Here is a 12,123-nt window from a genome sequence, read left to right as displayed (position 1 = left end):
ATCGGCCAGGTCAATGCCCCAGGTCACCTCGTCGCCCAGGGCTTGGACGTCGGCGAGGAGTTCGAGCAGTTGGGGTTCGTCGTTGGCGACGCGTCATGACAGCAGCCGGCGGCCGCTGTTGTCGATCGCGACGCAGTGGTGGTGGGTCTTGCCTGCGTCGATGCCAGCCCAGATCGCGGCCATGTGGTGCCTCCGTGCGGTGTGCTGCTGGTTCCTCCCACGGACGACCTCGCTGTCGATTCCCTACTCAGCGATCATTCGCAATTCCTAATTGGCAGCCGAGTCGTCGTGGGGCACCGGGAGGCCAATCAGTGAGAGCCACAAGCGGCAGAGCCTTTTCAACCACACCCGGTGCCCCTGGGTGGGTGAACCATACGAAGGGCTCACCGCCTCCCGCAGAACAACGTAGGGAGCCTTTTCCAACCTCAGTTTGAGCAGGTCAGGTGGAGGGTGAGGACGGCTTGAACGAGGTTGGTGATGCGGGTTGTGGAGCATCGCAGCTTGCGCAGGAGCCGCCAGGTCTTGAGGGTGGCCATGGCTTGCTCGACGAGCGCGCGGATCTTCGCGTGCGAGCGGTTGACGGCCTGCTGACCTGCGGAGAGCGTCTCCCAGCGGCCCCAGTAGGGCAGCCGTATGGTGCCGTCGGCGCCCCGGTAGCCCTTGTCAGCCCAGCACTCCACGACGGCTTCCTCCAGTGCGTCGATGATGCCGTGGGTTCGCGCGGCCTTGATGTCGTGGACTGCGCCGGGCAGTGCGGGCGATGCCCACAGCAGCCGCCCCCCGGGATCGGTGATCACCTGCACGTTCATGCCGTGCTTCTTGTGCTTCCCGGAGTAGAAGGGCCGGTCTGCGGCGATCCTGTCGATCGGCAGCAACGTGCCGTCGAGGATCACGAAAGCCTTGGTGGAGGCGGTCTTCATCGCTTCGGCGAGGGTCGGTGCGAGAGCGGCCAGGACATCGATGGCCTCGGCGATGTACCGGTAGGCGGTCGTGGTGCCGACCCCGAACCCGGCTGCGAGTTGAGCGTAGGTATGGCCACAGCGCAGGTGCGCAAGAACGAGCAGGGCCTGACGCCCCACGCTCACCCGGCGCCAACGTGTTCCGCGTTCCTGGCGAGGGACCCGCAGATGAGCGGACAGGAAGCGCAGGGTCGAGGTGGACACATCGATGCCGGACGGGTAGACAAGCACGCGGAAGCTCCTGGTGGACAGGCGATCTTGGTCGTGAACCCGTCTACCAGGAGCTTCTTCACGTCCGGACACCACCCTCGGGCCCAACCACCCACCCACCCCACCAGGTTGGAAAAGGCTCACTTCTTGGCCGCCGTCCTGCACGAGTCCCAGGCAGTGATCTCCCCGCGGCAGATCGCCGCGAAGAGCAACGAAAACCCCGCCTGTGCCCCGCTGCTGGACCGGCTCGACCTGCACGGCCATGTCATCACCGCCGACGTGGTGCACACCCGGACCGACCACGCCGAGCAGATCACCGCCCGGGGCGCCCTCTAACATCCTCTCCGTCAGGGGCAACCAGAAGAAGCTCCGCGGCCGACTGCGGTGACTGCCCTGGCGCGAGGTCCCGCTTGAGCACCGGACCCGTGAACGAGCCGACGGGCGAGGCGAGATACGCCGCCTCAGGATGGCGACCTTCCGTAACCTCGCCATCGGCCTCATGCGCCAGGCCGGCTGGACGAACATCGGCGCCGCCACCGACCGGGGTCACGAACCGACTCCGCACTCCAACTACTCGATCTTGAAACCCGAGAACGCATCAGCCCTGGTCCTCACCCTGGAGCGACAACGCTGAAAGGCTCAGTGATGGATCTTCGTGATCTGGTTGATCCTCATGGCGCTGAGGGCCGTTGTGACTGTAACGGGGCGTGATGGCCGACGCCCTCGTCAGAGAGAAGGAAGGTCAGATGCGATACCGGTCAGTCACCGTCGCCGCCGCAGTGTTCGGCGCTGTACTCCTTTCCGCGTGTACCGGCAGTCCCAGTTCCAGCAGTCACAACCCTGATCACGGCTTGAAAGACAAGCCGGCCGCAGGCAAGGCGCTCGGCTTTAACGGTAAGAGTGCGTTGGTCTTTAGTGAAAACGATCAAGCCGCAGCGGCTGGTTCTGGCTTTCCTACACGTTATGCGGCTCCTTACCTTGAGACCTGGAAGCCTTCGTCTGTAATGACAGAGGTGCGTAACGCGGCAGGACTCAAGTACTTCAATCTCGCTTTCATTATCGATGGTGGAAGTTGCGACGCAAAATTCAATGGACAAACCGACGTGACCGATCCTGGTTGGCTCTCGGCCATCAGTGAGGACCGGGCTGCGGGAGGCGATGTTATTGCTTCATTCGGGGGCGAATCCGGTACAGAGGTCGGCGTCTCGTGCACGTCAGTCGATTCACTGAAGGTGCAATATAAGAAGGTTATTGACGCACTCGATCTGACCCGAGTCGATTTCGACATTGAAGGAGCTCCTCTTGAAGATCAATCTGCGAACGATCGACGAAACAAGGCGCTGTCTGAGCTTCAGCATGAGTACGCCGCGGCTGGCAAGAAACTGGAGGTGAATTATACGCTTCCGGTCGCGCCGTCGGGACTTACGGGCAGCGCTCAAACCCTGTTGAAGAACGCCGTGAGTAACGGACTCGATGTCAATCTGGTCAACATAATGACCATGGACTACGGCGGGCCCGAGGATATGGGGAAAGCCGCAGTTCAGGCCGCTACCGCTCTCCATGATCAGCTCAAAGAGATATGGCCTGGAAAGACAGATGAGCAGTTGTGGGGGATGGAAGGAAATACTCCCATGATCGGCCACAATGATACAGAGGGCGAGGTATTCTCCACCGCTGACGCTCAGACCCTCGTTGACTTCGCCGCGACCAAGAATATTCAGCAGCTTGCATTCTGGGCGATCGGGCGCGATCGACAGTGTGAAGGGGGTGGAAAAGATTTGGCGAATTGTACTGGAATATCTCAATCTGAATGGCAATTCTCGCGCATCATGAATGGTGTCAATGGAGATCTCAGTGGCCCTCAGGCTCCTCAGCCTACGGATACGGAGAGCCCGTCACCCAGCACCAGCCCAACCAGCGCTGCGCCCAGCCCAACCAGCGCTGCGCCCAGCCCAGAAACATCGGCGAGTTCTGATGCACCCTCCTCGCAGCCCGCTGCGACTTCCACTCATATCTACGGCCAGGTGCGCTGCGAATCAGGACAGCCGATCGTAGGAGTATGGGTACAGACTTCCCGATCGGCGGACTCCCGGTTCGCGGCTTGGAGAGGAATCAAGGATGGGTCTAAAGCCGACTGGTGGACCGATATCCCGAAGAACGAGCGTTATTCGCTCCATGTTGGATGCGGCGGCACCCCTGCCAGCTGGGCCACCGAAAACATGACAGGAACGTACGCTGTACCCAACAAATCTTTCGATTGCGTCGATATTGCTGGTGACCCCCGATACGAGACCTGTACTGCAGCGTAGATCTTGCGACCGCTGATCGATGCCGTCGTTACCTGGTCATTCTCGTTGATGGGGCACTCGAGCACGTGAAGGCGCGGGCGGCAGAAATGGCCGCTCTCACTGCAGAGTCGGTCTCGATTCTTCAATGAAGTGAACCTGACCGGGCTGTCCGAAACGCATAGTGTCCGGCTCCGCGTCGGCCGGCCCCGGCATTCACGCAGCGCAGGAATGCCTCCCCTCGTACGCGTCCGAGGTCGGTGTCGACGACCGCGGACGCGTACACCGTTCTCGTCGACGAGTGGGACGATGCCGGCATAGCGGAGATCGCCGGTGCTGAAGAGAACTACCAGCGACTGGCGGGCACGGTGGCAGCCATCTGCTCCAACCACTCAAGCGGGACCCTGCAGTGGGCGACGACAGGGTCGGGCGGGCCACCGACAGCTGGTTGCGACAGGCGCAACCCTTGTCCGACCACTCCGCGCCGCCCCGCGCACGCACCAGCGCGTCCCAGCGGACCCTGCCCGGCCGCCGCGGTCGTGTCCCGCCCCCTTGAAAGGGCCGCGCAGTCGAAAGGCAACGGTGTTGCACCCGGCGGGACGCCATCGCGGCCGCTGGCTCTGCCTGGGCTGCCACCCGCCCTGGACCGAGCTCACCACCACGTTCCAGCGGCTCCAAGCCCTGCCGAATCCCGTCGCGCGGAAGGTCGCCCGCCTGCAAGCCGCCGAGACCCGGACGGGATACCGGCTTCGCGGGCTGGTGGACACGACCTACCCGGCCCCGGTCGTGGACGTCGATGCCATGCTGATCACCTGCCGCTCGGAAAAGAGCAGGCGGCGGCCACCTACAAACGCGGCTTCGGCTACCACCCTGATGCAGTGCTTCCTGGACAACACTGGCGAGGCTCCCGCCTGCTCAGGGCGGGCGAAACCGGAGCCAACACCGCTGCCGATCACATCACCGTCCTGGACGCAGCCCTGCCCCAGGCCGCCGAGCCGACGCCCACCGCCACGGCACCGATCTCCTCATCCGCACCGACAGCACCGGAGGCGCCAAGGGATTCCTGACCCACATACGCGGTCTGCGCGAGCGTGGCGTCCACACGTTCTTCTCGATTGGCTACCCTGTCACCAAGCCGGTCCGCCGCGCGATCCGCGCGCTGCCCGAGCACGTCTGGCATCCCGCGCTGGAGCAGGGTGGCCGGCGAGGTCGATCACGCCGGTCGGCTCGGCGGCCTCAGCCCCGTCACGGAACCGGCTGGGAACGCCCGCATCCCGGCGCCCCGTTGTCCCTGTTCGATTGACGAGGGCATGCGCCAGCAGGTCTTCCTCACCGACATCCCCTACGGTGAAGGCTCATGGCAGCACCTGGAGGCCCGCCACCGCGCGCACGCCCGGGTCGAGGACCGCATCCGCTGCGGCAAGACCACCGGATTTGGCCGCTTCCCCTCCCGCCGTCCACGACCATGCCACGGCCAGCCACCTGAACCTGCCACGGTCCCCGCCCACCCACGACCCGAGGAACCCTCGAGCACCCGACCGCGCGTCGGGTCTTGCCCCTGCCCAGCGGGCCACGAGCAACCAAGACCACCGCTACACCGCGATCAGACCAGCTCAGCTTCCGAAGCGAAACAGGGAGGCTAGGGTCAATACCGGTAACTTAGTGCTTTGGTGTGCGTTTGACCCGTTTCGGTTTGGTGGCGCCAACGAGGGTAATGGCCGCGGTGGGTGGGCGGTCTGCAGTGCGGTGGGCGGCGCGTTTGAGGGGCCAGCCGGCGACTTTGCGTTTGATGACGCGGGGGTTGGTCCGGCGGCGTCGTGGTGGCAGGAGTCGTTGGAGGAGTTCATTGTGGGTGGCTTTGACCGCGCGGGCGAGTCTGCTGGGGGGAAAATGCCGCCTGGTCGGTGACCTGGCGGCGCGTGACACGCAGTGAGGGGGTGAAGGAGATCCGGTCGGGGTCCTGGTCGGCTTGTCGTGCGGCCTGGTGCATCAGGTGCCGGATGGCGTGGTAGACGAGCAGGAAGCCATAGAGTTCCTGCTCGGCTCCCTCGGGTGGTGCGAACGCAGCACAAGGTGTGGCCCGCCAAGGTGGGCCTTGATCTCGTCGAGGGTGGACTCGAACTCCCATCGCTGGGCATAGAGGGTGGCCAGTTCCGCGGCCGGGGCCTTGTCCGCATCGAGGATCGTGGTGAGGAGCCGGTAGACGCCCTCATGGCCGGCGATGGTGTGCTCCACCGCGCGCACCGGCACTCCGCGACGGGTGTGGTGGATGTCGCTGCGATCGAAGATCTCGGTGAGGTAGGAGCCGTCCGGCAGTTGCTCGACCACGGGCAGCACAAGGTCTTTGCGGACCCGCCACAGCAGGTCTGCCCCAGTCGCCGCGGCCTCGCGCCACAAGTCCACACCGTAGAAGCCTCGGTCGGCCAGCAACAGCATTCCCGGCTGCAGGGACACAAGGACCGCCCGGGCCAGAGCCTGCTCTCCGGTGCGCAGAGCCCCGATCGCAGCATCGAAGACGGCGTGGGTGCCGCACTCCACCAGGCCGACCATGCGGATCTGCGGGTAGCCGACGTCCTGTTCGCCCCGCCCGGAGCGGGGCGGACGGCCGAACGCCTCCACGTTCGCCTTCGTGTCGGGCAGGCCGAACGTGGTGCCGTCGATCGCGGTCAGCCGCCAGCCGCGGTAGAAAGCACCCACCGTGTCCGGCGTGGCGACCGGACGGCACACCCGCGCGAACAACTGCCGCAGCGGCACCACCCAACCGAAACCCGGCTTTCCAGATCGCCGCCGTACTCGGCACCGCCCAGGATGTACGCCAGCGCCGCGCCCCCTGCAAACCCGCGGTCAGCAGCCGAGCCACTTCCTCATAGCTCTGGCCCGAGAACAGGCACATCGCCAACACGAAGTAGACCACCAGCCTGGCCGGCAACAGCCGGTTCCGCTGCTGCACCCGGCCCGTCCCAGCCAGCACCTCATCCACCAGCGACTGGGGAAACGCCTGTGTCAGCACCCCGACCACGACCCGATCCGACAGCCGCTCACCAGATGATTACTGGTATTGAGGCTAGGGTGGGTGCATGGCATCAACCACTCGGCGGCCCTCCACCGCCGCCGACCGGCGGGCGGCAGTGGAGGCGCGGATACTGTCCGGCATTGGCGAATTGCTGCGCGACGGCAAGACCTATACCGAGCTGGGAGTGGAGCAGATCGCGGCTGCCGGCGGCATCTCCCGATCGGGGTTCTACCTCTACTTCCGCGACAAGGTGGATGTGCTTCTGCGGCTGAATGGCTTCCTCAAGTCGGACAGCCTTGAAATCGTGCAGCGCTGGCAGCCCTGCGGCCCCGATGGTGGACTTGACGGACTTGTCCGCACGTATGAGCAGTTGTTCAGTCACTACCGTAAGCACGCGTTCCTCCTGGCAGCGATCAGCGAGGTGGCTTCTTACGATCCTTCCCTGCGGAATTCATGGACATCAGCGCAAGACCGATTCATCGACCGCACTATGAACCTGCTGATCGAAGAACAGTTGGCCGGTCGCACACCTGTTGATGTCGACCCGCGGTGCGCGGCTGGCGTGATGGTGCGAGGCGGCGCGCAGGTCATCGCCCAACAGGTAGCCACAAGTGATGGACATGACGATGCCTCGGTCGCACGCGAGCTGGCATGTGGCTACTGGTACGGCATCTTCCGGCGGCCGGAGAGTCCGCAAAGCTTCAGGAGCGGTACGTGACTCATCGTGGATCCACCGGCTTGATTCCGGGTTGATCGTTTCGGCGTCCAGTAGGCCGGGGCAGCTGATGGAGATCTGCGTGCGGGCCGCCGCCGACATCAACGCGTTCTACACGGCCTGGCCGGATGTCGCCGCGCCGCGTGCCGCCGACGGGCTGCTGGTGCTCTCGGTCTACGCCACCAGCGTGAACATGATCCCGGGCTCTCTGTGGGAGGCCACCCGCGCCACGACCGAAGCCCAGGCGCAGGCCGGTTTCCAGCCGCCCTCCGCCCAGCTGGCGGACCGGGAACGCGGCGGGCGGCGCCGGATGGCGACCCTCACCGCCGTCCACGACGCCGCGCCGGTGGTACGCACGGGAGCCGACATCCTGTCGCGCACCGCCGAGCGGGAGACGCGCCGCCGCGAGGCCCCCCGCGCGCGGCGGCGGGGTCCGTCCGGGCGGCTCGATGGTGATCGCGGCGGTGGCTTGCGGTGCTGCCTGTCCGCCGTCGGCCGGCTGGAGCCCGCAGGGCTGCACAACCTCCCCCTGCACAACGCCGCACAGAACCAGATCTGGCTGGAGATCGCACAGATCGCCCTCGATCTGCTCGCCTGGACGACCGAGCTCGCTGTGGCCGGCACCGCCCGGCTGCGGGAGTCCAAGCGCTTGCGGCTGTTCTCCGCCGCTCCCCAGTTGGTCAGCCCCGGCCGCCGCCGCATCCTCCGGCTCGCGAAGCACTGGCCCCGGGCCAACCTGGTCACCCACGCCCTGGCACGACTTGAAGCCGACCCCAAGCCCAGCTGACCAGCACTTCCCGCCAACCGCCATCGCCCAGGAACCGCAGGATGAGTTCGCTGACGCCCAAGGCCCCGCGCGATCCGTTCGCTGCTCGATGAACTGGCCAGCATCGGGCAACGTAGCTGTTCAGAGGTAACAAAGATGTGTGACGCGGCCTCACGCCCATGGACGAAAGTTGGTGTGTCATGCCTGAGAAATCTGAGAAAAGTACTGAAAATAAACTGACGGATGCCCAAAAGATTGCTGAAGAATGGAGAAGGGTGAACGGGAATGCGAACCCCGCTAAGGTTGCCGAGGCGGCTGCCATGCTTGCGACCGAAAACCCGACTCCGGACGCTGGGCCTGCGGATTCGTCCCCCACTTCTTCGATCGGTTTTCCGCTGAAACGGACTCCGCGGAGCATGCCGAAGCCGCGTCCCGCCAAGTAACTCCTGCCGAGCCACCGACTGTGGCGCGGCCTCGCTGCCTCGGGTCGTATTCACTTGAGGATGCGGTGTATGCGGCCACCGCTTGGCCCAGGTCGGCAGCCGCCGGTAGTCCCTCAGGCTGAGCTTCCCCCGAGATGCGGTAGAAGTTGACAGGGGGTCAGATGGTTCTCATGAGAGGGACATCGACCGTGGCTGCTCTCAGGAAATACTCGCTGGAGTTGCGTGAGCGTGCGGTGCGGATGTATCGCGTCTCCGATCCGAAGCCGCAGGTCAAACGGCTGGCCGCAGGGATCGGCCTGCATCCCGAGGCTCTGCGCGGGTGGATCCGGCAGGCCGAGCGGGACGCCGGCGAGCGTAACGACGGGCTGACCGCCGACGAACGCGCCGAGCTGGTCGCGTTGCGTAAGGAGAACGTCCAGCTCAAGCGGGCGAACGAAGTCCTGCGGACCGCCTCGGCTCTTTTCGCGGCGCAGCTCGACCCGACCCGGGCCAGGTGACGGCGCTCCTCGATGAGCACCCCGGCCTGGGAGTCGAGTGCGTACTGCGGGAACTGCACATCGCCTCCTCCACCTACTACCGCTGGCGCCGTGCCGAGCGCGAGCCGTGCGAACGCAAGTGCCGGGACGTCGAGCTGACCGAGCAGCTCCGGCAGATCCACGCCGATTCCGGCGGGATCTACGGCTCTCCGCGGGTGCACGCCGTCCTCAAGCGCGAGGGTGTCCACGTCGGCCGCAAGCGGGTCGAGCGACTGATGCGCGAGGACGGGCTGGCGGGCGTCAGCCCCAGAGGCAAGGGTTTCACGCGCCGCGACCCGAAGGCCACGCTCGCTCCGGACCTCGTGAACAGGGACTTCACCGCGCCGGCGCCGAATCGCCTGTGGGTCACCGACCTCACGATGGTCCCCACCGGCGAGGGTCCGTTGTGGCTCTCTGCGATCCGGGACGCGTTCTCGCGGCGGGTGGTGGCCTGGGAGACCTCCGCCCGCGCGGACGCCGAGCTGGTCCTCACCACGCTGGAGTACGCTCTTGCCAGCCGTGAAGTGGAGCCCGGACAGCTCATTCACCACGCCGACCACGGCTGTCAGTACACGTCCATCAAGCTCACAACTCGGTTGATGCGAGCGGGTATTGAGGCGTCTATAGGGTCAGTCCGGGATTCGTACGATAACGCCCTGGCGGAGAATCTGTGGATGCTGATCAAGACGGAGGGCCTGCGCGGACGCACCTTCGCCACCAGGGCCGAGGCGAACCTCGCGCTCTTCGAGTACATCGACGGCTTCTATAATTCCCGGCGCATCCAGGAGCGGCTCGGCTGGCTCAGCCCGATCGAGTTCGAGGAGAAGTACTACGCCGACCAGGCAACGGCCGAACGAACGAACCTGAAACCCCGTCAACCCACCCTGACCTGCTGATCAGCACCTCTCGCACAGCGGGGGAAGCTCAGGCTCGCCTCAATCCGTGTCGTCCCGACCTGCTGGCTTGATTCCGGCTCGACGGCGGTGGCGGTGTGGGTGGACTTGTGGGGATCGACATCGGGCAATATCACGGGACTGTGTTCCTCATGGTCGGACGACAGGTCAGCCACGACCGAACGCCGACTTCCGGAACCAACCGGCCGGGACACGCCTCTCTTGAGTCGGACCGCGGACGGACACCGGACCGGCGACATACCCCGGGGGAGCCGCCGGCCCCGAAGAGCGGCAGACGGTTCACGAGTCACCCGGCCTGGCGTCCTACGTCACGCTACGAGCGGCCAACCCGACCGCGTCTCGCTGGCATGTTCGCGGAGAAGGTCAGAGAATACTGTCCTTGAGAAGTGCAGCGACAGCGGGGCTGTGTCTGTGGGGGCGCAGGCTGCAGTGCATCGTGTTCAGAGCTCGTCTGGTACGTGCTGACTGCAGAGTGGGGGCGGCTTGAAGACACATTCGCCAATCGTGAACGGCTTCATCCAGGCGCCTCATTTTTTGCAGGACTTCCGCTCGCCGGGCGTGAGTGAGGGCCGTGGCGCGGGTTTCGGCGGGGCCTCGCAGGCGCAGGGAAACGGTTAGGGATTCGACGGCTGCTGCGTGGTCGCCGAAGGCTTCCTGGACAAGCGCCCGCTGGTAGTGCAGAGCTCCCGCAGGGTACTCCGTGAAGGGGCCTGGAGTGCTGTGGGCGCGTGAGTGGAAGCGCTCTGCCTCGCCCAGGGTTTTGATGGCTGCCCGGCGGTCGTGGTGGGCCTGCAGGGTAGCGAGTTCGGCGGCCGCATAGGCCTGAGCTGTGGGCGAGGCGTGGCGGGCGTGGGTGGTGGCCTGCTCGGCGAGATGCAGCACGGCGGGGCCGTAGTGGCCGAGCTGATGGGCGTGGGTAGCCATGGCCCGTAGTGCGATGGCCAGTATGGCGTGGTCGTTGCTTTCCGAGGCAAGGCGAATGGCGAGGCGGTGGTACTGCTGAGCGGTGCCATCGTGAGCGGAGTCTGCGTACATAGCGGCGAGGACGAGCGTCAGCTGTGCCGCGGTCGACACCATGGCTTGGTGGATTCCGGCCTCGGCCGGGGCACTGAGACTGGGTACGGCTTCCTGACGGAGGTACGCCGTCAGCGCAGTGGTCAAGCGCGCGCCGCCGTATCGTTCTGCCAGGCTGTGGAAGGTGCTGGCCACGGCCTGCATCTCAAAGACGTCAGCCTGTGTCACGCGGTGACTGCGAGACGGTGAGCAGGCATACGAACGGGCCGCTCGGGGCTGTCCCTCCAGGGTTGGCAGGGTCAGGGCGGCGATGCTGAAAGCTCTGCCGCCAAGATTGGTGAGGCCGTCGGGGTCCGTTTCGATGAGGCGAACCAGGAGGCGCAGCGGGTCGGCGTCGGCATCGAAGGACGGGTCGGCGGGGCTGAGGGGCGTGTTGCTGAGCCCAGCTTCGTATGCAGTGACCGGCCTGCCCAAGCGTCTGGCCAAGCATTCCATGACAAGTGCCGGAGCGGGCGGCCGCGGTGTCGTCCCGGCCAGCCAGCGTCGCACGGTGCTGGGGTCGGGGGCGAAGGTGGTCGACTGGTCCCTGGCCACGTCACCGATCGCACGGGCCAGCCCCGCAGCGCTGTAGCCAGCAGCATCGCAAAGCAGCTGCAACCGTGTATTCGGTGTTTTCATCACGGCACCTTCCCTGCGCCTCAGCTCGCGGCCGAGGTAAAACCCCAACTGTCTTGAGGCTTCTACCAATGAAGCCCGAGTTGGGGGAGCAAGGTCAAGGCGTAATCGATATGACGGGTTGGAACAGTGCTCACTGATTCCTCTTCCATTCTGTGCTGTGGGGATGAAATGGGCTGGTCAGGTGGGGTGTCCCCTCGTCATTGGTGTGGTGATCTCACTCAGCACGCCATCGGCCGGGGGCTTCGTTGGCTCCGTATCCTTCCATGCTCGACGTCCCGTACGAGCTGGCAGAGCACGTTTCATGGCTCATCCACGGCCGAAGGCGTGAAATTCGCACGTTCTGGCGCAAGTTGGGTTGCTTCAAACAAGCCCTGCTGGTCCTGGCCTACCTGCGGAAGAACAAGAGACTCGCACAGTTGGGGGCCGGATTCGGAGTCTCGGAAGCCACTGAGCCCTTTCCAACCTGCTGTACTGGTCCGGCAGTTGGCGTGACAGACAAGTGAAGCCCCTGGTGGCACGGGTTCACGACCAAGATCACCCGTGCCACCAGAGGCTTCATGTGCTTGTCTACCCGTCCGGACTGGACCTGTCCAGCTCGCACCTTCGCTTCC

The 12,123-nt window shown here is 65.2% G+C and carries 9 protein-coding genes and 4 pseudogenes; 8 read left to right on the top strand and 5 right to left on the bottom strand.

Features of this window, described 5'->3' with window-relative positions; genetic code table 11:
* Both AB0I54_RS47350 and AB0I54_RS47345 read right to left on the bottom strand, forming a co-directional pair.
* A pseudogene (locus tag AB0I54_RS47350) lies at nucleotides 1-183 on the bottom strand (transposase); the annotation flags it as partial.
* A gap of 242 nt (nucleotides 184-425) precedes the next feature.
* Entirely contained in the window at nucleotides 426-1,190 is a 765-nt protein-coding gene (locus AB0I54_RS47345; RefSeq protein ID WP_363302614.1) for an IS5 family transposase, read from the bottom strand.
* Nucleotides 1,191-1,316: 126 nt separating this feature from the next.
* Between AB0I54_RS47345 and AB0I54_RS47340 the strand changes: the two genes are divergently transcribed.
* The 3 genes from AB0I54_RS47340 (at nucleotide 1,317) to AB0I54_RS47330 (ending at nucleotide 3,478) form a co-directional block, all read left to right on the top strand.
* Nucleotides 1,317-1,505 carry a hypothetical protein gene (locus tag AB0I54_RS47340; RefSeq protein ID WP_363302613.1) on the top strand — a complete coding sequence of 63 codons (189 nt, stop codon included), beginning with the start codon at nucleotides 1,317-1,319 and terminating at the stop codon, nucleotides 1,503-1,505.
* A gap of 130 nt (nucleotides 1,506-1,635) precedes the next feature.
* Nucleotides 1,636-1,803 carry a hypothetical protein gene (locus tag AB0I54_RS47335; protein ID WP_363302611.1) on the top strand — a complete coding sequence of 56 codons (168 nt, stop codon included), beginning with the start codon at nucleotides 1,636-1,638 and terminating at the stop codon, nucleotides 1,801-1,803.
* A gap of 76 nt (nucleotides 1,804-1,879) precedes the next feature.
* Entirely contained in the window at nucleotides 1,880-3,478 is a 1,599-nt protein-coding gene (locus AB0I54_RS47330; protein ID WP_363302610.1) for a chitinase, read from the top strand.
* 928 nt (nucleotides 3,479-4,406) lie between these two features.
* Here AB0I54_RS47330 and AB0I54_RS47325 read toward each other — a convergent pair.
* Together AB0I54_RS47325 and AB0I54_RS47320 are read right to left on the bottom strand one after the other, a co-directional pair.
* Nucleotides 4,407-4,556 carry a hypothetical protein gene (locus AB0I54_RS47325; RefSeq protein WP_363302609.1) on the bottom strand — a complete coding sequence of 50 codons (150 nt, stop codon included), beginning with the start codon at nucleotides 4,554-4,556 and terminating at the stop codon, nucleotides 4,407-4,409.
* 741 nt (nucleotides 4,557-5,297) lie between these two features.
* Nucleotides 5,298-6,488 (bottom strand): annotated as a pseudogene (locus AB0I54_RS47320) (IS4 family transposase).
* Nucleotides 6,489-6,531: 43 nt separating this feature from the next.
* Here AB0I54_RS47320 and AB0I54_RS47315 point away from each other — a divergent pair.
* The 4 genes and pseudogenes from AB0I54_RS47315 to AB0I54_RS47300 all read left to right on the top strand — a co-directional run bounded on the left by AB0I54_RS47315 (nucleotide 6,532) and on the right by AB0I54_RS47300 (nucleotide 9,802).
* Nucleotides 6,532-7,185 (top strand): TetR/AcrR family transcriptional regulator, encoded by a 654-nt coding sequence (locus AB0I54_RS47315; RefSeq protein WP_363302608.1) that lies wholly within the window; start codon nucleotides 6,532-6,534, stop codon nucleotides 7,183-7,185.
* Between the two features lie 508 nt (nucleotides 7,186-7,693).
* A pseudogene (locus AB0I54_RS47310) lies at nucleotides 7,694-7,969 on the top strand (transposase); the annotation flags it as partial.
* A gap of 610 nt (nucleotides 7,970-8,579) precedes the next feature.
* Complete coding sequence (locus AB0I54_RS47305; RefSeq protein ID WP_363302607.1) at nucleotides 8,580-8,888, top strand: transposase; 309 nt, start codon at nucleotides 8,580-8,582, stop codon at nucleotides 8,886-8,888.
* Nucleotides 8,885-9,802, top strand: coding sequence for an IS3 family transposase (locus AB0I54_RS47300; RefSeq protein ID WP_363302606.1), 918 nt, complete (start codon nucleotides 8,885-8,887; stop codon nucleotides 9,800-9,802). The genes AB0I54_RS47305 and AB0I54_RS47300 overlap by 4 nt, the downstream gene beginning before the upstream one ends.
* Nucleotides 9,803-10,183: 381 nt before the next feature.
* On the opposite strand, the gene AB0I54_RS47295 is transcribed toward AB0I54_RS47300, so the two are convergent.
* The gene (locus AB0I54_RS47295) at nucleotides 10,184-11,512 is read right to left on the bottom strand and encodes a hypothetical protein (protein WP_363302605.1); all 1,329 of its coding nucleotides are present in this window, start codon (nucleotides 11,510-11,512) and stop codon (nucleotides 10,184-10,186) included.
* A gap of 205 nt (nucleotides 11,513-11,717) precedes the next feature.
* On the opposite strand from AB0I54_RS47295, the pseudogene AB0I54_RS47290 reads away from it, so the two are divergent.
* Nucleotides 11,718-11,961: pseudogene (locus tag AB0I54_RS47290) on the top strand (transposase family protein); the annotation flags it as partial.
* Nucleotides 11,962-12,123: the final 162 nt, after the last annotated feature.

Origin of the sequence: Streptomyces sp. NPDC050625 (genome assembly GCF_040654755.1) — a bacterium.
In the GTDB taxonomy this organism is placed as follows: domain Bacteria; phylum Actinomycetota; class Actinomycetes; order Streptomycetales; family Streptomycetaceae; genus Streptomyces.
This window is presented reverse-complemented; position numbering and strand designations above follow the sequence as displayed.

Coding starts and splice junctions, on each gene's coding strand:
- AB0I54_RS47335 (WP_363302611.1), top strand. CDS start 1,636: ATGGCGACCTTCCGTAACCTCGCCATCGGCCTCATGCGCCAGGCCGGC.
- AB0I54_RS47330 (WP_363302610.1), top strand. CDS start 1,880: ATGGCCGACGCCCTCGTCAGAGAGAAGGAAGGTCAGATGCGATACCGG.
- AB0I54_RS47315 (WP_363302608.1), top strand. CDS start 6,532: ATGGCATCAACCACTCGGCGGCCCTCCACCGCCGCCGACCGGCGGGCG.
- AB0I54_RS47295 (WP_363302605.1), bottom strand. CDS start 11,512: ATGAAAACACCGAATACACGGTTGCAGCTGCTTTGCGATGCTGCTGGC.